Below are 21,171 nucleotides of genomic sequence, written 5' to 3' on the forward strand. Positions count from 1 at the left end.
ATGGACTACACGCAGATCCTTTTGCGGCCGCTCATTTCCGAGAAGGCCACCGCCGCCAAGGAGGCGACCAACAGCGTCGCTTTCTTCGTGCACCCCTCGGCCAACAAGATCGAGGTCAAGAAGGCGGTTGAGCAGGCGTTCAACGTCAAGGTCGAGGCCGTGAACATCGTCAAGAAGGCGCCCATGGGGCGCAGCCGTTTCGGCCGCGCCACCGGCCGCATCTCCGGATACAAGAAGGCCTACGTCAAGTTGGCCGCCGGAGACAAGATCGAGTTCTTCGAGGGAGTCTAGACATGGCTGTGCGCAAGCTCAAACCCACTTCCGCCGGCCGCCGGTTCCAGACGGTCTCCAGCTTTGAGGAGATCACCAAGAAGGCGCCCGAGAAGTCTCTGGTCGAAGGCCTGAGTAAGAAGTCCGGCCGCAACTGCTACGGTCGCCTGACCTCCCGCCGTCGCGGCGGCGGTCACAAGCGCCTCTACCGTTTGGTGGATTTCAAGCGCGACAAGCGCAACGTTCCTGCCACGGTGGCGGCCATCGAGTACGACCCGAACCGCAGCGCCCGCATCGCCCTTCTGCACTACGCGGACGGTGAGAAGCGCTACATCCTGGCCCCTCTGGGGCTGGCCGTCGGCGATTCCGTGGTTTCCAGCGAGAGCGCGGACATCAAGCCCGGCAACGCTTTGTTCCTGGCGCGCATCCCCGTGGGCACCGTGGTGCATAACGTCGAGCTGCATCCGGGCCGTGGCGGTCAATTCTGCCGAGCGGCGGGCGCCTACGCGCAGCTGGTCGCCAAGGAAGGTTCCTACGCCCTTTTGCGCATGCCCTCGGGCGAGGTCCGCAAGGTGCTTTCGTCTTGTGTGGCTACCGTGGGCCAAGTGGGCAACATTCATCATGAGAAGGTGAGTCTGGGCAAAGCCGGCCGCAACCGCTGGCTTGGACGTCGTCCCAAGGTTCGCGGCGTGGCCATGAACCCCATCGACCACCCCCTGGGCGGTGGCGAGGGCCGGAGTTCCGGCGGTCGTCATCCCACGACTCCCTGGGGTAAGCCGACGAAGGGTTACAAGACCCGCAACAGGAAGAAGACTTCCTCCAAGCTCATCGTGAAACGCCGCGGGCAGAAGTAGGAGCGCGTCATGCCGAGATCGTTGAAGAAAGGTCCCTTCGTGGACAGCCACCTCGAGAAGAAGGTGGTCAAGGCCAATGAGAACAAGGACCGCCGGGTGATCAAGACCTGGTCCCGCCGGTCCACGATCGTGCCCGAAATGGTCGGGATGACCTTCGCTGTCCATAACGGACGCAAGTTCATTCCCGTGTTCGTGACGGAGAACATGGTGGGCCACAAGCTCGGCGAGTTCGCTCCCACCCGGACCTTCTTCGGCCACGCCGCGGATAAGAAAACCAAGGCCAAGTAAGAGGGTTTGACATGGAAGCCAAAGCCGTCGCCAAGTTTTTGCGCGTTTCCCCGCGCAAGACCCGTCTGGTGGCTGAGAACATCCGGGGCAAAGCCGTCGAGGACGCCCTGAACATTCTCAAGTTCACGCCCAAGAAGCCCGCCCGCTACTTGAGCAAGGTTCTGTATTCGGCCATCGCCAACGCCGAGCAACTGCCCGGCGTGGACGTGGACTCCCTGGTTGTGGACACCGTGCTCGTCAACGAGGGCCCCATGTGGAAGCGGATCATGCCGCGCGCCATGGGCCGCGCCTACCGCATCCGGAAGCGCACGAGCCACATCACCATCGTCGTGAAGGAAATGTAGGGTAGGGGTATGGGCCAAAAAGTTCATCCGTACGGGTTCCGGCTGGGATACACCAAGAATTGGCTGTCGCGCTGGTACAGCCGCAAGGACTATCCCGCCTTCGTGCTTCAGGACGATCAGCTCCGGAAGTTCGTCAAGGAAAAGCTTTACCAAGCCGGCATCGCGCGCATCGAGATCGAGCGCGCCGGCGGTAAGGTCCGGCTCATCATCCACACCGCCCGGCCCGGCATCGTCATCGGCCGCAAGGGAGTGGAGATCGAGAAGCTCCGCGAGGATCTGCGCAAGAAGTTCGGCACCGAGTTCACCATTGAGGTCAACGAGATTCGCCGCCCCGAGGTGGAGGCCCAGCTCGTGGCCGAGAGCATCGCGCTTCAGCTGGAGCGCCGCGTGGCCTTCCGCCGCGCCATGAAACGGACCGTGTCCCTGTCCCGGAAATTCGGGGCCGAGGGCATCAAGGTGGCCTGCGCCGGCCGTCTGGCCGGCGCTGAAATCGCCCGCTCCGAGTGGTACCGCGACGGCCGTGTGCCGCTGCACACCCTTCGCGCCGACATTGATTTCGGCTACGCCATCGCCAAGACCACGTACGGCGTCATCGGGGTCAGGGTCTGGATCTTCAAGGGCGAGATTCTTGACGCAGAGGTGGAACAGTAATGCTTGCTCCGAAGAAAGTGAAATACCGCAAGCGGCAGAAAGGCCGCATCAAGGGTCAGGCCAGCCGCGGCACGAGCATCGCCTTCGGCGAGGTCGGTCTGAAGGCCCTTGAGCCCGGGAAGTTGACCAGCCAACAGATCGAAGCCGCCCGCGTGGCCATCATGCGCCACATCAAGCGCGGCGGAAAGATTTGGATCCGTGTCTTCCCCGACGTGCCGATCACCAAGAAGCCCGCCGAAACCCGCATGGGGTCCGGCAAGGGCGCGCCCGAGGGCTGGGTGGCTCCCGTCCGCCCCGGCCGCGTTCTGTATGAGGTCAAAGGGGTGGATATGGCTCTGGCCAAGGAAGCCCTCAATCTGGCGCGCTACAAGCTGCCCATCAAGACCGTGATCGTGGTCAAGGAGGGGGCTGAATAATGAAGAGCAAGGAAATCCGTGCCCTGGACGACAAGCAGCTTGGCGAGAAGCTCGGGGAGTTCCGCAAGGAACTGTTCAACCTGCGCTTTCAGCACGCCACGGCGCAGCTTGAGAACACCCAGCGCATTCCGACCGTGAAGAAAACCATCGCCCGCATCCTCACTGTGCAGCGGGAAAGAAACGCGGGGGCGTAAGTTCATGGCTGAGCTGAGCAAGACCAACAAGCGGACCCTGGAAGGGGTCGTGGCCAGCGACAAGGGCGACAAGACCATTGTCGTGCAGGTCGAGACCCTGGTGAAGCATCCGCTGTTCAAGAAGTATATCCGCCGCAGGAAGAAGTTCATGGCCCACGACCCGGCCAACGAATGCGGCGTCGGCGACAAGGTCGAGATCGTCGAGTCCCGTCCGCTGTCCCGCCGCAAGCGGTGGCATCTGGTGAAGATACTCGAAAAGGCGCAATAGGGTGGCACTATGATCCAGGTTGAGAGCAAACTCGACGTGGCCGACAATTCCGGGGCCAAGCAGGTCGCCTGCATCAAGGTTCTGGGCGGTTCCAAGCGCCGTTATGCCGGCGTGGGAGACATCATCGTCGTCTCCGTGAAGGAGGCCATGCCGCACTCCAAGGTGAAGAAGGGCGCGGTCATGAAGGCCGTTGTCGTCCGCACCAAGAAGGAAGTCGGCCGCGCCGACGGCTCCTACATCAAGTTCGACAGCAACTCGGCCGTCCTGCTGAACAATCAGCTCGAGCCGGTGGGGACGCGCATTTTCGGACCCGTGGCCAGGGAACTTCGTCAGAAGAACTTCATGAAGATCGTGTCCCTCGCCCCCGAGGTCCTCTAAGGGGAACCGGCAATGAACACCAAGATTCGCAAAGACGACAAAGTCATGGTCCTGGCCGGCAAGGACAAGGGGAAGATCGGCAAGGTGCTCAAACTTCTGAAGAAGAAGGACACCGTGCTCGTGGAAGGCGTGAACAAGATTCAGCGTCACACCAAGGCCAACCCCTACAAGAATCAGCCCGGCGGTATCGTGGAAAAGGAAGCCCCGGTCCATATCTCCAACGTGGCTTATGTGTGCACCGCGTGCGCCAAGGCCACCCGGATCGGGTACAAGGCCGACAATGACGGGAAGAAAGTCCGTTATTGCAAGAAGTGCAACGAGACCGTGGACTAGGGTGCTGCCATGACTCGACTGGAACAGATTTATTCGGAAAAGGTGGCGCCCGCCCTGAAGAAGGAGTTCGGCTACAAGAGCTCCATGGAGATCCCTCGGATTCAGAAGGTCTCCTTGAACATCGGGTTGGGCGAGGCGAGTGTCAACAACAAGCTCATCGAGGACGCCGTCGAGGAGCTGACCAAGATCGCCGGACAGCGTGCCGTTGTCACCCGCGCCAAGAAGTCCATCGCGGCCTTCAAGCTGCGTACGGGCATGGCCGTTGGCTGTCGCGTGACTTTGCGCCACGACCTGATGTGGGATTTTTTGGATAAGCTCGTCAATTTCGCCCTGCCCCGGGTTCGCGACTTCCGCGGCATCCCGGATCGCGGCTTCGACGGGCGCGGCAACTTCACCCTCGGCATCCGGGAGCACACCATTTTTCCCGAGATTGAAATCGACAAGGTGGAGCGGGTGAAGGGCATGAATGTGACCATCGCCACGTCCGCCGCGACGGACAAGGAAGGCAAGATGCTTCTTGACCTTCTGGGCATGCCCTTCAAAAAATAGGAGGAGAAGGCTTTGGCCAGGACGTGTTTGAGAGTCAAGGCTCGCCGCAAACCCAAGTTTTCGGTTCGCGCCTACAATCGGTGCCCGATCTGCGGCCGTTCCCGCGCCTTCCTTCGGCGTTACGGCATCTGCCGTATCTGCTTCCGGAACAAGTCCCTCGCCGGCGAACTGCCTGGTGTGCGCAAGGCGAGCTGGTAATCGCTCAAGGAGAAGACAATGGCTGTTGTTGATCCCGTCGCCGACATGCTGACCCGCATTCGGAACGCCCACCAGGCGTATCACCGCCAGGTGGACATCCCGGCCTCCAAGATGAAGGCTTCCATTGCTGGAATCCTCAAGGAGGAAGGGTACATTGAAGATTATTCCGTTGACGGCGCCAGCATGCAGTTGGCCCTTAAGTATGTCGACGGCAAGCCCCTCATTTCGGGTCTGAAGAAGGTGAGCAAGCCCGGTCGCCGCATCTATGTTGGGGTTTCTGAAATCCCGCGTGTGCAGAACGGCCTGGGCATCTGCATCCTCTCCACCTCGCGGGGCCTGATGGCCGGGGCCAAGGCCGCGGAAGGCAATCTGGGCGGCGAGCTCGTCTGCGAAATCTGGTAGCGAGGGAGTAGGTCATGTCCCGTATAGGCAAAAAGCCCATCGACATCCCTTCCGGTGTCGAGGTGAAGATCGGCCCGGAGGCCATTTCCGTGAAGGGCCCCAAGGGCGCCTTGAGCACTCCGGTGCATCCCAAGGTGTCCTATTCGCTCGAGGGCGACAAGATTCAGGTTTCGCCCGTGGATGAGTCTCGCATGGCCAATGCTCAGCACGGTCTCCGCCGTACGTTGCTGGCCAACTGCATCCATGGAGTGACCGCCGGATTCCAGAAGACGCTGGAAGTGATCGGCGTCGGCTACAAGGTTTCCGTGCAAGGCAAGAAGGTGGTGCTCACCGTGGGATATTCCCATCCGGTGGAGTATCCCCTGCCCGCCGGCATTGACGCCGCCGCCGAGGGAAACAAGCTGACCATTTCCGGCCTGGACAAGCAGATGGTGGGCGAAGTCGCCGCCCAGCTGCGCCGTGTGCGGCCGCCCGAACCTTACAAGGGGAAGGGCATCAAGTACGTCGACGAGCAGATCCGCCGCAAGGCCGGTAAGTCCGGCGCCAAGTAAGGCCCGGGAAGCAGGACGAAGCCATGAAGATGACGAAGGAAGAATCGCGGGCCCGCCGCAAGGTGCGCATCCGCAAGAAGATTTCCGGCAGCGCGGAGAGGCCCAGGTTGGTGGTCTTCCGTTCCAACCGGCAAATCTATGCGCAACTCATCGACGATATCGCCGGTCGGACTCTCGCGAGTTCCTCCACCCTAGCCCTGGGCAAAGGTGGCGAGACGGCGAAGCTGAATCTGGAGTGCGCCGGCAAGGTGGGTAAGGACATAGCCGCCAAGGCTTTGGCCGGAGGCATCGAGATGGTGGTCTTCGACCGCAACGGCTATCTGTACCACGGCCGCATCAAGGCCCTGGCCGAAGGCGCCCGCGAGGGCGGGCTCAAATTCTAGAGGGTGTGACGCGATGGTGGAACAGAACGAATCCGGGCTGATTGAAAAGATCGTCTACCTGAACCGCGTGGCCAAGGTCGTCAAGGGCGGCCGGCGCTTCAGCTTCAGCTGCCTGGTGGTGGTGGGCGATGGTCAGGGCAAGGTCGGCTATGGTCTCGGCAAGGCCAATGAGGTTCCCGAGGCCATCCGCAAGGCGTCCGACAAGGCCAAGAAATCCATGATCCGCATCCCCGTGCTGGAAGGCACCCTGCCTTACGAGGTGCTGGGGCGCTTCGGCGCGGGCCGGGTGCTTCTGAAGCCCGCCAGCCGCGGTACCGGCATCATCGCCGGCGGCCCTGTGCGCGCCGTCATGGAGGCTGTGGGCGTGTCCGACATCCTGACCAAGGCCATCGGCACCAACAACCCCCATAACGTGTTGCGCGCCACCATCACCGGCCTGGCCTCCCTGCGCAGCGCGGACGATGTGTCCGGGCTCCGCGGCAAGGAACTGGTCACTCCGCGCAAGTAACGACGACCAGAAAGGGGAATCCGCGTGTTCAAGGTGAAGCTCGTGAAAAGCCTGATCGGCTGCACCCCGGCCCAGCGCAAGACGCTGGCCGCCCTGGGGCTCAAACGCATCCGTCAGGAAAATACTTTGAAGGACACTCCCGCCGTGGCGGGCATGATCGAGAACGTGAAGCATCTGGTTGAGGTGTCCAAGTCATGAATCTGCACGAATTGTATCCCTTCCCCGAGGAGCGCCAGACCCGCAGACGTGTCGGCCGCGGCCCGGGATCCGGGCTGGGCGGAACGTCCGGCCGTGGACACAAAGGTCAGCTGTCCCGTTCCGGCGGCAAGTCCAAGAAGGGCTTTGAGGGCGGTCAGATGCCCTTGCAGCGCCGCCTGCCCAAGCGCGGCTTCAAGAATCCCTTCCGGGTGGAGTACGAGGCCGTGAATGTCGGTCTTCTGCTGGCCGCCTTCGAGGGCAAGTCCGAGATCACCGTGGCCGACATCTACGAGCGCGGCCTGTGCCGCCCGGGCGCCCCGGTCAAGATCCTGGGCGACGGCGAAGTGACCGCCGCGGTGACCATCGAGGCCCATCGCTTCAGCGCTTCGGCCGCTGAGAAGATCACCAAGGCCGGCGGTTCCGCCAAGTCCTTGGAAGGAAAGTAAGGGGACGCATACGTGGCTTTGTCCGGTGTCGAAAATCTGGCGCGGCTGCCCGAGCTGAAGAAGAAGCTCGGGTGGACCTTCCTGTTGCTGGCCGTTTATCGCCTGGGCATCCACGTTCCGGTCCCCGGGGTGGACGGCGCGGCTCTGGCGGAGTTCTTCGCCAGCGCGCAGAATACCCTATTCGGCCTGTTCGACATGTTCTCCGGCGGCGGGTTGAAGAATCTCTCCATCTTCGCCCTGGGCATCATGCCGTACATCTCCGCGTCCATCATCCTGCAACTGCTCACCGTGGTCAGCCCCGAACTGAAGCGGCTGTCCAAGGAAGACGGTCAGGCCGGGCGCAAGAAGATCACCGAATACACCCGCTACGGAACGGTGCTCATCACGCTCATTCAGGGTCTCGGCATCGCCGTGGGACTGGAGAGCATGACCAGCCCCACCGGAGCACCCGTGGTCGTCGATCCGGGGTGGATGTTCCGTTTCATGAGCGTTGTCACCCTGACTGCGGGAACCATCTTCCTCATGTGGCTGGGTGAACGCATCACCGCCAAGGGTATCGGCAACGGCATCTCGCTGATCATCTTCGCGGGCATCGTGGCAGGCTTGCCGTCCGCGGTGGTCAACACCTTCCGGCTCATGAGCGCGGGCGAACTGTCGCTTTTCGTGCTTCTGCTCATCTTGGCCGTGATGGTGGCCGTGCTCGGCTTCATCGTCTTCATGGAGCGCGGGCAGCGCCGCATTCCCATCCATTACGCCAAGCGCATGATGGGTCGGAAGATGTTCGGCGGACAGACCACGCACCTGCCGTTGCGCATCAACACCGCCGGAGTCATACCGCCGATCTTCGCCTCGAGTCTTCTGCTTTTTCCGGCCACGGTGGCGAACTTCTCCAGCGCGGAGTGGTTGAAGACGGTGTCCACCCTGTTGAGCCCGCAGTCCATCGTGTACAACATTCTGTACATCGCGGTGATCATCTTCTTCGCCTACTTCTACACGGCGATCATCTTCGATCCCAAGGGCATCGCGGAAAATATCCAGAAGCAGGGCGGGTTCATTCCGGGCATTCGTCCCGGCGCACGGACGCGCGAGTACATCGACCGCGTGTTGGCCCGCATTACGCTTTGGGGCGCGCTGTATATCTCGGCCATCTGCGTCCTGCCCACGGTGCTCATCGCCAACTTCAATGTACCGTTTTACTTCGGCGGCACGTCTATTCTCATCGTGGTCGGCGTGGCCATGGACTTCATGGGCCAGATCGAGTCCTATCTCATCTCCCGGCAATACGAGGGACTCATGGGGAAGACCCGGATCAAGGGCAGGCGATAGAGTTGAAAAAGTTTCGCGGAGTCTTTCTTAAGAATCCGAATGAAATCGCCTTAATGCGTGTTGCGAACCGGATCACCTCCCAAATCCTGGATGCCTTGGGGGAGGCGGTTCGCCCTGGAGCGGAATGCTCCGAGTTTGAAGACATCTGCCGCCGGTTGTGCGAAGAGCATCAGGTCAGACCGGCTTTCCTGGGATACCAGGGATATGGCTACGCTCTTTGTTGTTCGGTGAATTCGGAGGTCGTGCATGGCTTCCCCACCCGGGACAAGGTGCTTCGGGAGGGGGACATTGTTTCCTTCGACATGGGCGTGGTGTATAAGGGGTTTTACGGCGATTCGGCGCGAACCTTCCCCGTGGGCCAGGTGCGCGGAGAGGCCGCCCGGCTCATGGATGTGACCCGGGAATCCCTGTTGCTCGGGATTGAGCAGGCCCGCCCCGGGAACAACCTGTACGACATTTCGGCCGCCGTGCAGCGGCGTGCCGAGTCGGCTGGGTTTGGAGTGGTCCGGCGGTTCGTGGGCCATGGCATCGGCGCACGAATGCATGAGAAGCCGGAAGTACCCAACTTTGTTCCTCGTGGAATTCTTGGGCTGCCGCTGAAGGCCGGGATGGTGCTGGCCATCGAGCCCATGATCACCGAGGGCGGGCATGAAGTGGAAGTGCTGGCCGACGGCTGGACTGCGGTGACCAAGGACCGCAAACTGGCCGCCCACTTCGAGCATACTGTGGCGATTACGCCGGATGGGCCCCAGATCCTGAGCCTCTCGGACTAGGGCGGGACAGGGAAGGCGAGGGGTTGCGGTTTCTGGAAATGTGCTGTATAGGAACCCTTCGCTTTTTTCGCGATCTGGCTGAAACGAAGGGAATTCGCGATCTTCAAGGGATCGCCGGTCCCGAGAACGATACCAAGTGCTGGAGACGGTCATGAAAGTCAGACCTTCGGTGAAAAAGATTTGTACCAAATGCAAAATCATCAGGCGCAAGGGTGTGTTGCGGGTCATTTGCGACAATCCCCGGCACAAGCAGCGCCAGGGTTAACCAGAGAGGGGACCGAACGTGGCACGCATTGCTGGCGTTGATTTGCCCAAGAAGAAGCGGATGGACATCGCGCTGACCTATATTTACGGCATCGGCCGTACGACGGCGCGCAAGATCCTGGCCGACACCGGCGTGGAATGGACCAAGAGCACCGACGATCTGAGCGCGGACGAGACCAATACCATCCGCAACGAGATCGAGCAGCGCTACAAGGTCGAAGGCGACCTCCGTCGCGAGCTGACCCAGAACATCAAGCGGCTGATGGATATCGGCTGCTATCGCGGCTTGCGGCATCGCAAGGGCCTGCCTGCCCGCGGACAGCGCACCCATACCAACGCCCGCACCCGCAAGGGGCCGCGCCGTTCGCTTATGGGAAAGAAGAAGAGCAAGGCCCCCGCTGCCGGCGGCTCCGCCGCGTAGAGGACTTGGTTCGGCGCTCCGCACGACCGGGAATGTTTCGGTCGTGTTGAGCGCTGATTCATTGCGTTTTTTCAAGAGAACCGGAGAAGTGTAATGGCAAGACCTCGTCGCGCCGGAAAAAAGAAAGAGAAGAAGAACGTTCCCGTGGGCGTCGCCCATGTGCAGGCCACCTTCAACAACACCATCATCACCTTTACGGACCTCAAGGGGAACGTGGTGAGCTGGGCCAGCGCAGGCGCTGCGTTCAAGGGATCCCGCAAGAGCACGCCCTTCGCCGCGCAGATCGCGGCCGAAAACGCGGCCAAGGTGGCGCAGGAGCACGGTATGCGCACCGTGGGCGTTTTCGTGAAGGGACCTGGTGCCGGTCGTGAGGCCGCCATGCGCGCCATCAACAACTCCGGGTTCAAGGTCAGTTTCATCCGTGACATCACCCCCATCCCCCACAACGGCTGCCGTCCTCCGAAACGGCGCCGGGTGTAAGCGCAAGGAGGGATTCTCTTGGCCAGATACACCGATGCCAAATGCAGACTGTGCCGCCGTGAAGGGCAGAAGCTCTTTCTCAAAGGCGACCGCTGCTATACCGATAAGTGCGCCTATGAGCGCCGCCCCTACGCTCCCGGCGGGGCTGGACGCCTGCGCAAGAAGATGAGCGACTATGCCGTCCAGTTGCGCGAGAAGCAAAAGGTCCGCCGCATGTATGGGCTGCTCGAAGGCCAGTTCCATACGTATTTCGAGCGCGCCGAGGCGCAGAAGGGCGTCACCGGCGCCAATCTGCTCATCCTTTTGGAGCGTCGCCTGGACAACGTCATCTACCGTTTGGGCTTCGCCAACTCCCGCGACCAGGCCCGCCAGCTGGTGACCCACGGCGTGTTCAAGGTCAACGGCCGCCGGGTGAACGTGCCTTCCCTGCTTGTCCGGCCCAACGATGTGGTCGAGGTGCGCGAGGAAAGCCGCAAGGTGCCCGTCATCATGGAAGCCCAGGAAGTCATCGCCCGCCGGGGTTGCCCGGGCTGGCTGGAGTCCGATGGGGCCAACTTCAAGGGAACGGTCAAGGCTCTGCCGGTCCGCGAGGACATTCAGTTCCCGATCAACGAGCACCTCATCGTCGAGCTGTACTCCAAATAAACAAGCGTAGGTTTTTGCATGCTCATTCAACACGGCGACAAGCTGATCAACGCCAGGAACTGGTCCGAACTCGTTCGGCCGGAACAACTGGTGCGGGACCCCAAGTCCACGGACACCTACGGCAAGTTCGTGTGCGAGCCCCTGGAGCGCGGTTTCGCGACCACCATCGGCAACGCCATGCGCCGGGTGCTGCTGTCGTCCTTGCAGGGCGCGGCCATCGTCGCCGCCCGCATCGAGGGCGTGCAGCACGAGTTCACCACGGTTCAGGGCGTTCTTGAGGACATCACCGAGGTGGTGCTCAACCTGAAACAGGTGCGCTTGGGCATGACCAGCACCGAGCCGCAGATCCTGGTCCTTGAGGCCAAGACCAAGGGCCCCGTGACCGCGGCCATGATCCGCGAGAACCAGAACGTCCGCGTGCTCAATTCCGATCAGATCATCTGTACCCTGACCGAGGACCGCCCGCTCAAGATGGAGTTGGAAGTCCGCATGGGCAAGGGATACATGCCTGCCGAGATGCACGAGGGATTGACCGAGGACATCGGGCTCATCACCCTGGACGCCAGCTACTCGCCGGTGCGCAAGGTGGCCTACTCGGTGGAGCAGGCCCGTGTCGGGCAGATGACCAACTACGACAAGCTCATCCTTGAGGTCTGGACCGACGGATCGGTTCCGCCCGAGGACGCCTGCGCTTACAGCGCCAAGATCCTCAAGGACCAGCTCTCGGTCTTCATCAACTTCGACGAGCTGTCCTCCGAGACGGAGAAGTCCTCCGAGGGCGGGGCCGACATCAACCCCAATCTCTTCAAGGGCATCGACGAACTGGAGCTGTCGGTCCGCGCCACCAACTGTCTCAAGGCCGCCAACATTCAGTTGGTGGGTGAGTTGGTGCAGCGTACCGAGCAGGCCATGCTCAAGACCAAGAACTTTGGGCGCAAGTCCCTGGATGAGATACGCCGCGTTCTGGACAACATGGGGCTCCGTTTCGGCATGAGCGTCGATGATTTCGACAAGAAATACCAGGAATGGTTGAAGAGGAAAGAGAAAAATGAGGCATAGAAAGTCCGGACGGAAGTTCAACAGGAACTCCTCGCACCGTATGGCCATGTTCCGCAACATGGCCCGCGCCCTGCTCACCTACGAGGCCATCCGCACGACCGAGGCCAAGGCCAAGGATCTGCGCTCCGTGGTTGAGAAGCTCATCACCCTGGCCTTGCGGGACGACCTGCATGCCCGGCGCGAGGCCTACAAGGTCCTCAACAACCACCAGATGGTGCAGAAGCTCTTCAGCGACATCGGCCCCCGCTATGCGGGCGGCAAGGGCGGCTACACGCGCATCGTGAAGTTCTCCCAGCCCCGCGTCGGTGACGCCGCGCCCATGGTCCTCATCGAGCTGACCAAGCGCATTGTGAAGGTTGCGGAGGAGAAGAAGGAAGAGTCCGCGACCGACGAGAAGAAGGCCGAAACCAAGGCCGCCGCACCGAAGAAGGCCCCCGCCAAGAAGGCCGCGCCGAAGAAGGCCGCCGAAGGCGAGGAGAAGCCTAAGAAGGCCGCGGCCAAGAAGGCTAAAAAGGCCGAAGAGCCGGCCGCTGAGTAGCGTCCACATGGGCAGACCTTCGGGTCTGCCCTTTTTTTGTCTGGATTTATCGATAAAATCTATTCATAATCCGGCGCATCATGGATTTCCGCAAATTACAGGCCTTCGCCAAGGTCTACGAGAATCGGGGCTTTTCCAAGGCCGGCGCTGAGTTGTTCCTGTCGCAGCCGACCGTCAGCGCCCATGTCGCTTCCCTGGAGGAAGAGCTGGGCGTACGGCTCTTCGACCGTTTGGGGCGATTGGTCCTGCCCACCCGCGAGGCTGGAATTCTCTATGCCGCCGCCCGCGACGTCTTCGCCCGGCTGGAGGCCGTCACGGCGGAACTCCAGCAGTCCCAAGGCCGAATAGTCGGGGATGTCCTGGTAGGCGGGAGCACCATCCCCGCGCACTACATCCTGCCCGGACATCTGGCCGCCTTCGCCAGGCGTTATCCCGAGGCGCACGTCCGCCTGCACGCCGGTGACACGGCGGTCATCGCGGCGCAGGTCGCGGCCGGAGAACTGGCGCTCGGTGTGGTGGGGGCTGATCCTGAGACGCCGGAACTGCGCACCGTGCCCCTGTTGGAAGACGATTTGGTGGTCATCGCGCCACCGGAAACGAATTCCACCGCGCCGCTGTCCTGGGAACGTTTGGCCGGGCAGCCCTGGGTTTTGCGCGAGGAAGGCTCGGGAACGCGTCGGGCCTTCCAGGAAGCTTTGCGGCGTATGGGCCGTGATCTCTCTGAACTGCGGCCTTCGGCCGTGGTGGACAGCACCGAGGCCGTGTTGCGTTGCGTGCGCGCGGGATTGGGCCTGGGCGTCGTTTCCCGGCTGGCTTCCACCGAGGGGGTGCGGCGGAATGAATTCGTCGAGCTGGTTCTGCCGGATTTCCGCCCCAGGCGTGGGTTTTGGCTCATCACCCGCACCGGCCGTACGCTTTCTCCGGCGGAGAGGGCTTTCATACACCTGCTGACCGAAGGGAAATGATCCGGGCCCGCCCGGCGGTTGTCTCCCCTGGGGTCTTGCTGCTAGCATGGGACGAGCCGGACGACCCGGCACGGGAGGATCTCATGCGAACCAAGATCGTTGCCACGGTGGGTCCGTCCACCAAGGAACCGGCCATCCTGCGCGCCCTGGTGGACGCGGGCGTGCGCGTCTTCCGTCTGAATTTTTCCCACAGCGACGCCAAGTCCTTTGTGCGCGTCATCCGCGCCATCCGCGCCGTTGAGCGGGAGAGCGGGATCTCCCTGACCGTCCTGGCGGATCTCTCCGGTCCCAAGCTGCGCATCGGCGAGGTGGCGGGCAGCCCGCTGAACGTGGAGAAGGGTGGGGTCGCGATTCTGGGGCTGCCGGGACGGGCTGGCGAAGTCCCCCCGGGCACGCCGTTCATTCCCCTGGACCGGCCGGAATTGCTGGCCGGACTTGCCGAAGGCATGCCGGTGAACCTCTCCGATGGCATGCTTCAGTTCCGGGTGAGCCGGGGGCTGGTCAAGGACGAGCTGTTCGAACTCACGGCCGAGAACCCCGGCCTGCTCACTTCACACAAGGGCATCGTCTTTCCGGGCAAGAGCATCATCATCCCGGCGCTTACGGACAAGGACCGCGCGGACATCCACGAGGCCCTGGACGTGGGTATCGACGCGGCGGCCCTGTCCTTCGTGCAGACGGCCCAGGACGTGCTCGACCTGAAGGCCGAGATCGAGGCCCGCCGTCGTTGGATTCCCATCATCGTGAAGCTGGAACGGCAGCAGGCCGTGGACAATTTGGAGAGCATCCTGGACGTGGCCGACGGGGTCATGGTGGCCCGGGGCGACTTGGGCCAGGAGTGCCCGCTGTCCAAACTGCCGATCATCCAGAAGCAGATCATCCAGGCCTGCCGCCTGCGCGACAAGCCGGTGATCGTGGCCACCCAGATGCTCCTGTCCATGGTTTCCAACCCCGTACCCACGCGGGCCGAAACCACGGACGTGGCCAACGCCATCCTGGACGGCGCGGACTGCGTCATGCTTTCGGAAGAGACGGCCATCGGCCGCTGGCCGGTGGAGACGGTGCGGGCCATGCGCGACATCGCCGAACAGGCCGAGGGCTATGCCCTGGATCAGGCCGAAGGCCCGGCGCTGCCGGAGCGCGAGGGCGACCCGGAGCGCACCCTGGCCTACTGCGCCTGCCTTTTGGCCGAGCAGACCGGCGCCCACCACCTCGTCTGCCACACCCGTTCGGGCACCACGGCCCAGCGGGTCAGCGGACGGCGGCCGCGTCAGCCGATCCACGCCCTGACGCCCAGCCGTGAAGCGCTGGGGCTGCTCAACTTCAGCTGGGGCGTCATTCCCCATTTAGTGGGACGCAAGCCGGACAGCCACCTGGGCCGCTGCCAGCAGTTCGTGGACCGTTCCCCCCTGGTGGCCTCGGGCGAGAGCGTGGTCATCACGGCGGGCGAGCCCACGCCGGGTCGGCGCGACCTGCACACCAACCAGGTCAAGGTCTACTACAAGTAAGCTGGCTGGGCGGTCGAAGACTCCACGAAGGCCAGCTCCGGCGCGGAAGCGATGATTCCGGCCCCGACAAGCTTGCGGTAGAAGAGATTCAGGCCTTGCTGCTCCTCGGGGCCCAGATCGTAGGACAGGCCCGCGAAATAGGAGCGCAGTTCCTCCACGCTGAGCGGGGTGTCGGCCGCTGCTCGGGCGATTGTCGTCTCCAGCATGGCCAGTCCGGCGGCTTTGGCCTGGGCCAGCACGCCGCAGGCGGCCCACAGGGCCTCCGGCCGTTCGGCCAGGGCCTCCCGCCGCACTGCCCAGAGTCCGAAGATGAAGGGCAGGCCGGTCCACTGCCGCCATGCCTCGCCCAGGTCCAGGGTGTGCGGGTAGTCCGGGTGCCGCCGCAGGCGCAGGGCCTCGTCGCCGATGGCCAGGATGGCCTCGGGCCGTTCGCCTTCGGCCAGGCTTCGGCTGGCGTCGCCGGTGGCGAAGCCGGTGGCTACGCGCAGATGTTCCTTGAGCAGCAGGCGCAGCAGGGCCGCCGAGGTGTGGGTTTGGGAGGAGACGAGGATGGTCCGGCCGTCCAGGCGCTCCAGGGGCAAGCGTGAGAGCAGCAGCACGCTCTGCACCGGCCCCCGGCTGCCGATGGAAAGGTCCGGCACCAGAAGGTAGCGCTCCGGGCGACGGCCGTACTCGATGGACGAGACCCCGGAGATGTCCAGGCGGCCGTCGGCCATGAGGGTGTTCAGGTAGGAGGGCGGCCCGGCCACCAGGGTGAGGTCGTGGCGTACCCGCCCTGTCTCCAGGGGCAGGAACAGGGGCAGGACGTTCAGGTAGCCGATGCGCCCCAGGCGTACGCCGGTGGTGGGATGGCTCATGCTTCCTCCAATAGGGAGTAATCCATGCGCCGCTGCCGCGGCGTGAAACCCGCGCCCTTGATGAGGCGGCGTATCTCCTCCCGGGAGAGCCGGAAGCTCACTCCGGCGGCCCGGACCACGTTTTCCTCGATCATGGTCGAGCCGAAGTCGTTGCCGCCGAAGAAGAGCGCCAACTGCGCGATCTTGGGGCCCATGGTGACCCAGGAGACTTGGAGATTGTCGAAGTTGTCCAGGACGATGCGCGCGACGGCCAGGAGGCGGAGGTACTCCACGCTGGTGAGTTGCCGGGCCTCGATGGCCGTGTTTGCGGGCTGGAAGGTCCAGGGGATGAAGGCCGTATAGCCGCCCGTGCGGTCCTGGGAGGCGCGCAGGGCGAAGAGGTGCTCCAGGCGCTGGGCGGGCTCCTCCTCGTGGCCGAACATCATGGTCGCCGTGGTCCGCAGGCCCAGGTCGTGGGCCTCCTCCATGATCCGCAGCCATTCGTCGGCCCCGCACTTGCGCGGGGAAACCCGGGAACGCACCGCGTCCACGAGGATCTCGGCCCCTCCGCCGGGGATGGAGTCCAGTCCGGCGGCCTTGAGCCGGGCGATGACTCCGGCCGTGCTCAGGCCGTTCAGCTTGGCGAAGTGCGCGATCTCCGGCGGGGAGAAGGCGTGCGCGTGGATCGGATAGTTCTTGATGAAGCGCAGCATGTCCTCGTACCAGGACAGGGGCAGGTCCGGGTGATGGCCGCCTTGGAGGAGGATTTGCGTGCCGCCGAGCGCCAGGGTCTCCTCGATTTTCCGGCCCAGTTCCTCGCGGTCGAGCAGGAAGCCGCCTTCCTGGCCCGGGGCGCGGAAGTAGGCGCAGAACCGGCAGCCGCAGACGCAGATGTTGGAATAGTTGATGTTGCGGTCCGAGACGAAGGTGACTACCGGCTCGGGGTGTTTGCGCAGCCGCACGGCGTGGGCCAGGCGGCCCAGCTCATGCAACGGGGCCTCGAAGTAGAGGGTCGCGGCCTCGGCGGGCGTCACCCGCCCGCCCGCGAGGATTTTTTCGCTTAGGGCGCGCATCAGGCCACCTCCCGGAACAAGGTGTCGCGTTCCACCGGGGTCAGGCCGCAACCTCGGATCATCTCTTCGATGTCCCGCCGCCAGAGGGCCTGGGCCGAGTCGGCTCCGGCCATGTGCCCGATCTTCTCCTCCACCACCGTGCCGTCGAAGTCGTCGGCCCCGAAGAAGAGCGCGGCCTGGGCCTGCTTGACTCCGAGCATGACCCAGTAGGCCTTGACGTGCGGAACGTTGTCCAGGAGCAGTCGGGACACGGCGATGGTCCGCAACTCCTCCAGGCCGTCCAGAGGGTTGTCCACCTTGAGGCGGCTGTTTTCCGTGAGGAAGGGCAGGGGGATGAAGCAGGTGAACCCGCCTGTGGCGTCCTGCTGGGCGCGCAGCTGCAGGAGATGGTCCACGCGGTCGGCGCGGGATTCCAGGTGCCCGAAGAGCAGCGTGCAATTGGTGGCCAGGCCCAGTTCGTGGGCCTCGCCGTGGATGCGCAGCCATTCCGTTCCGTCGATCTTGCGCGGGCAGATTTTGGCCCGCACGTCCTCGGCGAAGACTTCGGCTCCGCCGCCCGGGAGCATGGACAACCCGGCGGCCTGGAGCCGGGTCAGCACCTCGCGGGTGGAGATGCCCTCCAGGGTCGCGAAGTGCGCGATCTCCACGGCCGTGAAGCATTTCAGAACGGCCTCGGGAAAGGTTCGGCGCAGGCGGCCGAGGAGATCTTCGAAATATTCCAGGCGCAGGTCCGGGTGGCAGCCGCCCACGATGTGGATCTCCCGGGGCGGCGCGGCGTCGGCCGCCAACTTGGCCAGCACGGTCCGGGCGTCCAGGGTGAAACCGCCCTCCTGGCCCGGGTCGCGGTGATAGGCGCAGAACGTGCAGCGGTTCACGCAGACGTTGGTGTAGTTGATGTGCCGGTTGCGCACGAAGAAGACCTTGTCTCCGTGCAGTTCCGTGCGGCGGTGGTGGGCCAGCTCGCCCACGGCGGTCACGTCCGGGCAGTCGAAGAGCCGCAGGCCGTCCTCGGCGTTCAGGCGTTCTCCGTTCAGCACTCGGGCGGCCACGTCGTCCAGGCCCAGTCGCTCATAGCGTCGCAGATCCATGTTCCTCCTCAGGCCGAGAATCCCCGGCGCAGAAATTCGACGAGTTCCCCGGCCCGACGTTCCACCACGTCGCGCGGCGCGCCGAAGATCCCCAGCCCGCCGTCCAGGGGCGCGGCGGCCAGGGACTGGAGAAAGCGGTCCAGGAGCGTGTGCAGGACGTACACGGCCAGATCCGGGTCCAGGTCCGGCCGCAGTTCCCCGCGCTCGATGCCCTCCAGCACCAGGGGACGGAAGTACTTGGCCGATGCGGCGCGCACCTGGCCGAGAACCTGTTCTCGCAGGGGGAAATCTTCATTGTGGAGCATTTTCAGATAAATGCGGTGGATGCGTGGATAGGAGGCGATGAACTCCATGCCCGTCAGCAGACTTTGGCGCAGAACCTCGAAGAAGCCGCCATCCCTGGCGCGCTCACGGGCGGCCTTGAGTGGAGCCTTGAAAAGATCCACGGCCCGGCCGAAGGTGTAGGCGAACAGCCCTTCCTTGCTGCCGAAGTACTGGAAGATCGAGCCCTTGGCGATCGACAGCCGGGTGGCCAGGCGGTTCATGCTGGCGCCTTGGAAGCCGTGGTCCGCGAATTCCTCCAGGGCCGCATCCAGGACGCGGGCGCGCTTGTCCTCGGGCAGGTTGGTGAAGGTTCCGCGGGCGTCGCTCATGGGTTTTCCTTGCCCCGGCTGAATGTTCGGAGTAGAAATGACCGGGTGGTCATTTCTCTACGGCCAACGTCCCCGGCTGTCAATGCGCCGGGCAATCCCGCGGAACGGTGAACGAAAATGAACGAGCAAGTGCTGCGCCTGAACTATTCGCCCTGCCCCAACGACACCTTCATTTTTTACGGTCTGGCTTCCGGGTTGGTTCCCCTGCCCGGGTTCCGCCTGGATATCTCCCTGGCCGACGTGGAGGTGCTCAACGTCCGTGCCGCCCGAGGCGAGGCGGACGTCTGCAAGGTCTCCTTCGCGGCCGCCGCCGGGCTTCTGGATGATTGGCTCCTGCTGCGGGCCGGAGGGGCGATGGGGCGGGGCGTGGGGCCTTTGCTGGTGGCCCGGGAGGGCGTTGAGCCGCGCGACTTGAACGGCAAGGCCGTGGCCATTCCGGGAAGCCGGACCACCGCCAACCTGCTTTTCGGTTTGTACTGCCGGGAACTCGGCCTGGAGCTGGAGAGGATGGAGATGGTCTTTGACCAGATCATGCCCGCCGTGGCCCGCGGCGAGGTGGCCGCCGGGGTGGTCATCCACGAAGGGCGTTTCACCTACGCGGAGCACGGCCTGTCGCGATTGGCCGACCTGGGGCGGTGGTGGGAGGAGCGGCGCGGTCTGCCCATTCCCCTAGGCGTCATCGCCGTGCGCCGCGCCCTGGGGCCGGGCACGGCCCGGCTGGTCCAGGACGCCATTCGTCGCAGTCTGGATCTGGCCCGGGGCGAGGCTGCCGGACTCCGGGAATATGTCCGAAGCCACGCCCAGGAGATGGACGAAGCCGTGATCCGGCGGCACATTGAAACGTTCGTCACGGACTTCAGCCGGGACATCGGCGAGGAAGGGCGCCGGGCCGCCCTGGCGCTTCTGTCCGAGGCTCGGCCAGGGGCGCTGCCCGAGCCGGTGTTCTTGGGCGACTAGGCCTTGCGGCGGTCCTGGCTCAGGAACACGCCCGCGAGGACCAGCCCGGAGGCGGCGTACTGGGCGGGCGAGAGCTGTTCGTCCAGCATGGCCCAGCCGAGGAAGAGGGTGATGACTGGGATGAGGTTGATGAAGGCCGAGGCCTGGTTGGCCGGAACCTTGCTCATGCCGTAGTTGTAGAAGCCGTAGCCGCCTATGGTCACGAACATCCCCAGATAGAGGATCGCCGCCAAGCCCAGGGGTTCAAATTCGCCGATGGGCGGAGCCCAGGGGCCCAAGGCCAGGGGCAGGTAGAAGAGCGCGCCCACGAAGGCCTGCAAGGACGTGAGCACCCAAGGCGAGTAGCGTGCGGAGAGCGACTTGAGCGTGATCATGTAGCCCGTGGCGCAAACCATGGCCAGGAATTCCATGAAGTTGCCCAGGGCCGGGTTGGGCGACGAGAGCGTGGCCTGGCCCCCGGCCGAGAGCAGGATGGCCCCGGCGATGGCCACTCCGAAGCCGGCGAGAGTACGCCGCGAGATGTGCTCCTTGAGCACGAAGCGGGCGGCGACCGCCACCAGCAGGGGCAGCATGGCCGTGATCATGCCCGCCTGGGAGGCGTCGGTGTGCTTCAGGGCCATGGCCTCGAATATGAAATAGAAGCAAGGCTCGCACACGGCCATGAACAGCAGCGGCTTCCAGTCCCCCCGGCGGTAGGAGATTCCGGCGCGCAGTCCTTTCCAGGCCAGGGCGAAGCAGAGGCTGGCCACGGCCATGCGGCCGAAGATGACCAGCATGGGGTCATAGTGGCGGAAGGCCACCTTCAGGGCCACGAAGGAACTGGCCCAGAGCGTCGAGGCGCTCACGAGGGCCAGCAGGGCGAGCAGGTCGCCCCGGGAACGGGTCACGGACAGCTCCTTGAGGCCGCTTGCGGCCGGGAATGAAGGCCTACCACCAAAGTCTGGGAAAGGAAACACGGTGGGCCAGTGAAAAGCACGGGGCGACCCGGAGGCCGCCCCGTGTACGATCCGGTCGGTCAGCTCTTCACGAGCGGCACAGGGCCACGAGATTGAAGGGCTTGTAGCCGTTGTCCGGGTTCTCCGCATAGCGGCAGCCCAGGTTGGAGTCGTCGCGTTTGTTGATGATTTCCTTGTCCGAGTTCTGGAAGTGCGGGCACTGGTTGTTGTTGCAGACCACTATGATGCCCCAGCCTGAGCCCGGAGGGGCGACCCAGGGCTCCAGGGGTTTGTGGCAGTGCGGACAGGTGCGGTCCTCCAGTTCGGTGACGATGCCGGCGTATTCGAAGATCACGGGAATGCTCCTTGTCGTTGGGGGAAAATGGACTGTGTTGAAATAAGTCCCAGGCTCGCCGCGT

Annotated in this window: 35 protein-coding genes; 29 read left to right on the forward strand and 6 right to left on the reverse strand. The window is 63.7% G+C overall.

From position 1 onward, the window contains the following. The 28 genes from rplW (at window position 1) to pyk (ending at window position 15,210) form a co-directional block, all read left to right on the forward strand. On the forward strand, window positions 1–291 hold the full coding sequence (rplW, locus tag H587_RS0104960) for a 50S ribosomal protein L23 (protein WP_027175327.1): 291 nt from the start codon (window positions 1–3) through the stop codon (window positions 289–291). 2 nt (window positions 292–293) lie between these two features. Then, a complete protein-coding gene (gene rplB / locus H587_RS0104965; RefSeq protein WP_027175328.1) occupies window positions 294–1,124 on the forward strand; it encodes a 50S ribosomal protein L2 in 831 nt (276 codons plus the stop codon). A 9-nt stretch (window positions 1,125–1,133) separates the two neighbouring features. Continuing rightward, window positions 1,134–1,412: a 30S ribosomal protein S19 gene (gene rpsS, locus H587_RS0104970; protein WP_027175329.1), complete on the forward strand. Its 279-nt coding sequence runs from the start codon at window positions 1,134–1,136 to the stop codon at window positions 1,410–1,412. Between the two features lie 11 nt (window positions 1,413–1,423). Next, a complete protein-coding gene (rplV, locus tag H587_RS0104975; RefSeq protein WP_027175330.1) occupies window positions 1,424–1,756 on the forward strand; it encodes a 50S ribosomal protein L22 in 333 nt (110 codons plus the stop codon). 9 nt (window positions 1,757–1,765) lie between these two features. Then, the gene (gene rpsC, locus H587_RS0104980; RefSeq protein ID WP_027175331.1) at window positions 1,766–2,407 is read left to right on the forward strand and encodes a 30S ribosomal protein S3; all 642 of its coding nucleotides are present in this window, start codon (window positions 1,766–1,768) and stop codon (window positions 2,405–2,407) included. Further along, complete coding sequence (gene rplP, locus H587_RS0104985) at window positions 2,407–2,823, forward strand: 50S ribosomal protein L16 (protein ID WP_027175332.1); 417 nt, start codon at window positions 2,407–2,409, stop codon at window positions 2,821–2,823. Before rpsC ends, rplP begins: the two co-directional genes overlap by 1 nt. After that, entirely contained in the window at window positions 2,823–3,017 is a 195-nt protein-coding gene (rpmC, locus tag H587_RS0104990; protein WP_027175333.1) for a 50S ribosomal protein L29, read from the forward strand. Before rplP ends, rpmC begins: the two co-directional genes overlap by 1 nt. A 4-nt stretch (window positions 3,018–3,021) precedes the next feature. Further along, window positions 3,022–3,285 (forward strand): 30S ribosomal protein S17, encoded by a 264-nt coding sequence (gene rpsQ / locus H587_RS0104995; protein WP_027175334.1) that lies wholly within the window; start codon window positions 3,022–3,024, stop codon window positions 3,283–3,285. 9 nt (window positions 3,286–3,294) lie between these two features. After that, window positions 3,295–3,663 (forward strand): 50S ribosomal protein L14, encoded by a 369-nt coding sequence (gene rplN, locus H587_RS0105000; protein WP_027175335.1) that lies wholly within the window; start codon window positions 3,295–3,297, stop codon window positions 3,661–3,663. A gap of 12 nt (window positions 3,664–3,675) precedes the next feature. Then, entirely contained in the window at window positions 3,676–3,996 is a 321-nt protein-coding gene (gene rplX / locus H587_RS0105005; protein ID WP_027175336.1) for a 50S ribosomal protein L24, read from the forward strand. A gap of 9 nt (window positions 3,997–4,005) precedes the next feature. Next, a complete protein-coding gene (gene rplE, locus H587_RS0105010; protein ID WP_027175337.1) occupies window positions 4,006–4,545 on the forward strand; it encodes a 50S ribosomal protein L5 in 540 nt (179 codons plus the stop codon). A 12-nt stretch (window positions 4,546–4,557) separates the two neighbouring features. Continuing rightward, a complete protein-coding gene (locus tag H587_RS20170; protein WP_084630400.1) occupies window positions 4,558–4,743 on the forward strand; it encodes a type Z 30S ribosomal protein S14 in 186 nt (61 codons plus the stop codon). Window positions 4,744–4,761: 18 nt separating this feature from the next. After that, window positions 4,762–5,145 carry a 30S ribosomal protein S8 gene (gene rpsH, locus H587_RS0105015; RefSeq protein WP_027175338.1) on the forward strand — a complete coding sequence of 128 codons (384 nt, stop codon included), beginning with the start codon at window positions 4,762–4,764 and terminating at the stop codon, window positions 5,143–5,145. A gap of 14 nt (window positions 5,146–5,159) precedes the next feature. Next, window positions 5,160–5,696, forward strand: coding sequence for a 50S ribosomal protein L6 (gene rplF / locus H587_RS0105020; protein ID WP_027175339.1), 537 nt, complete (start codon window positions 5,160–5,162; stop codon window positions 5,694–5,696). Between the two features lie 23 nt (window positions 5,697–5,719). Beyond that, window positions 5,720–6,079 (forward strand): 50S ribosomal protein L18, encoded by a 360-nt coding sequence (gene rplR / locus H587_RS0105025; protein ID WP_034608555.1) that lies wholly within the window; start codon window positions 5,720–5,722, stop codon window positions 6,077–6,079. A gap of 16 nt (window positions 6,080–6,095) precedes the next feature. Continuing rightward, window positions 6,096–6,587: a 30S ribosomal protein S5 gene (gene rpsE, locus H587_RS0105030; protein WP_084630418.1), complete on the forward strand. Its 492-nt coding sequence runs from the start codon at window positions 6,096–6,098 to the stop codon at window positions 6,585–6,587. A 24-nt stretch (window positions 6,588–6,611) separates the two neighbouring features. Continuing rightward, window positions 6,612–6,785 carry a 50S ribosomal protein L30 gene (gene rpmD, locus H587_RS0105035; RefSeq protein WP_027175342.1) on the forward strand — a complete coding sequence of 58 codons (174 nt, stop codon included), beginning with the start codon at window positions 6,612–6,614 and terminating at the stop codon, window positions 6,783–6,785. Then, window positions 6,782–7,231: a 50S ribosomal protein L15 gene (rplO, locus tag H587_RS0105040; RefSeq protein WP_027175343.1), complete on the forward strand. Its 450-nt coding sequence runs from the start codon at window positions 6,782–6,784 to the stop codon at window positions 7,229–7,231. Before rpmD ends, rplO begins: the two co-directional genes overlap by 4 nt. A 12-nt stretch (window positions 7,232–7,243) precedes the next feature. Continuing rightward, entirely contained in the window at window positions 7,244–8,557 is a 1,314-nt protein-coding gene (gene secY / locus H587_RS0105045; RefSeq protein ID WP_027175344.1) for a preprotein translocase subunit SecY, read from the forward strand. A 2-nt stretch (window positions 8,558–8,559) separates the two neighbouring features. Next, the gene (gene map, locus H587_RS0105050) at window positions 8,560–9,330 is read left to right on the forward strand and encodes a type I methionyl aminopeptidase (protein ID WP_027175345.1); all 771 of its coding nucleotides are present in this window, start codon (window positions 8,560–8,562) and stop codon (window positions 9,328–9,330) included. Window positions 9,331–9,481: 151 nt separating this feature from the next. After that, window positions 9,482–9,595 (forward strand): 50S ribosomal protein L36, encoded by a 114-nt coding sequence (rpmJ, locus tag H587_RS20175; protein ID WP_084630402.1) that lies wholly within the window; start codon window positions 9,482–9,484, stop codon window positions 9,593–9,595. A gap of 18 nt (window positions 9,596–9,613) precedes the next feature. Next, window positions 9,614–10,015: a 30S ribosomal protein S13 gene (gene rpsM, locus H587_RS0105055; protein ID WP_027175346.1), complete on the forward strand. Its 402-nt coding sequence runs from the start codon at window positions 9,614–9,616 to the stop codon at window positions 10,013–10,015. A 93-nt stretch (window positions 10,016–10,108) separates the two neighbouring features. Next, a complete protein-coding gene (rpsK, locus tag H587_RS0105060) occupies window positions 10,109–10,495 on the forward strand; it encodes a 30S ribosomal protein S11 (protein WP_027175347.1) in 387 nt (128 codons plus the stop codon). An 18-nt stretch (window positions 10,496–10,513) separates the two neighbouring features. Beyond that, the gene (rpsD, locus tag H587_RS0105065; protein WP_027175348.1) at window positions 10,514–11,140 is read left to right on the forward strand and encodes a 30S ribosomal protein S4; all 627 of its coding nucleotides are present in this window, start codon (window positions 10,514–10,516) and stop codon (window positions 11,138–11,140) included. A gap of 18 nt (window positions 11,141–11,158) precedes the next feature. Further along, window positions 11,159–12,199, forward strand: coding sequence for a DNA-directed RNA polymerase subunit alpha (locus H587_RS0105070; protein ID WP_027175349.1), 1,041 nt, complete (start codon window positions 11,159–11,161; stop codon window positions 12,197–12,199). Between the two features lie 40 nt (window positions 12,200–12,239). Beyond that, window positions 12,240–12,737 (forward strand): 50S ribosomal protein L17, encoded by a 498-nt coding sequence (gene rplQ / locus H587_RS0105075; RefSeq protein ID WP_425387177.1) that lies wholly within the window; start codon window positions 12,240–12,242, stop codon window positions 12,735–12,737. Between the two features lie 80 nt (window positions 12,738–12,817). Further along, window positions 12,818–13,702, forward strand: coding sequence for a selenium metabolism-associated LysR family transcriptional regulator (locus H587_RS0105080; protein ID WP_027175351.1), 885 nt, complete (start codon window positions 12,818–12,820; stop codon window positions 13,700–13,702). 83 nt (window positions 13,703–13,785) lie between these two features. Continuing rightward, on the forward strand, window positions 13,786–15,210 hold the full coding sequence (gene pyk, locus H587_RS0105085; RefSeq protein ID WP_027175352.1) for a pyruvate kinase: 1,425 nt from the start codon (window positions 13,786–13,788) through the stop codon (window positions 15,208–15,210). On the opposite strand, the gene H587_RS0105090 is transcribed toward pyk, so the two are convergent. Genes H587_RS0105090 through H587_RS0105105 form a run of 4 tightly spaced genes read right to left on the reverse strand, consistent with a single transcriptional unit; the run spans window position 15,201 to window position 18,860 of the window. Then, on the reverse strand, window positions 15,201–16,067 hold the full coding sequence (locus H587_RS0105090) for a menaquinone biosynthetic enzyme MqnA/MqnD family protein (protein WP_027175353.1): 867 nt from the start codon (window positions 16,065–16,067) through the stop codon (window positions 15,201–15,203). The genes pyk and H587_RS0105090 overlap by 10 nt on opposite strands. Then, entirely contained in the window at window positions 16,064–17,119 is a 1,056-nt protein-coding gene (gene mqnC, locus H587_RS0105095; protein ID WP_027175354.1) for a cyclic dehypoxanthinyl futalosine synthase, read from the reverse strand. Before mqnC ends, H587_RS0105090 begins: the two co-directional genes overlap by 4 nt. Further along, window positions 17,119–18,207 carry an aminofutalosine synthase MqnE gene (gene mqnE, locus H587_RS0105100; protein ID WP_027175355.1) on the reverse strand — a complete coding sequence of 363 codons (1,089 nt, stop codon included), beginning with the start codon at window positions 18,205–18,207 and terminating at the stop codon, window positions 17,119–17,121. The genes mqnC and mqnE overlap by 1 nt, the downstream gene beginning before the upstream one ends. Window positions 18,208–18,215: 8 nt before the next feature. Beyond that, window positions 18,216–18,860, reverse strand: a complete 645-nt coding sequence (locus tag H587_RS0105105) for a TetR/AcrR family transcriptional regulator (protein WP_027175356.1) — start codon at window positions 18,858–18,860, stop codon at window positions 18,216–18,218. A gap of 117 nt (window positions 18,861–18,977) precedes the next feature. On the opposite strand from H587_RS0105105, the gene H587_RS0105110 reads away from it, so the two are divergent. Further along, window positions 18,978–19,817, forward strand: coding sequence for a 1,4-dihydroxy-6-naphtoate synthase (locus H587_RS0105110; protein WP_027175357.1), 840 nt, complete (start codon window positions 18,978–18,980; stop codon window positions 19,815–19,817). Here the strand turns inward: H587_RS0105110 and H587_RS0105115 are convergent. After that, window positions 19,814–20,704: a DMT family transporter gene (locus H587_RS0105115; RefSeq protein WP_027175358.1), complete on the reverse strand. Its 891-nt coding sequence runs from the start codon at window positions 20,702–20,704 to the stop codon at window positions 19,814–19,816. The genes H587_RS0105110 and H587_RS0105115 overlap by 4 nt on opposite strands. Window positions 20,705–20,840: 136 nt before the next feature. Then, window positions 20,841–21,107, reverse strand: coding sequence for a hypothetical protein (locus H587_RS0105120; protein WP_027175359.1), 267 nt, complete (start codon window positions 21,105–21,107; stop codon window positions 20,841–20,843). Window positions 21,108–21,171: the final 64 nt, after the last annotated feature.

The organism is Desulfovibrio aminophilus DSM 12254 (assembly GCF_000422565.1).
In the GTDB taxonomy this organism is placed as follows: Bacteria; Desulfobacterota; Desulfovibrionia; order Desulfovibrionales; family Desulfovibrionaceae; genus Aminidesulfovibrio; species Aminidesulfovibrio aminophilus.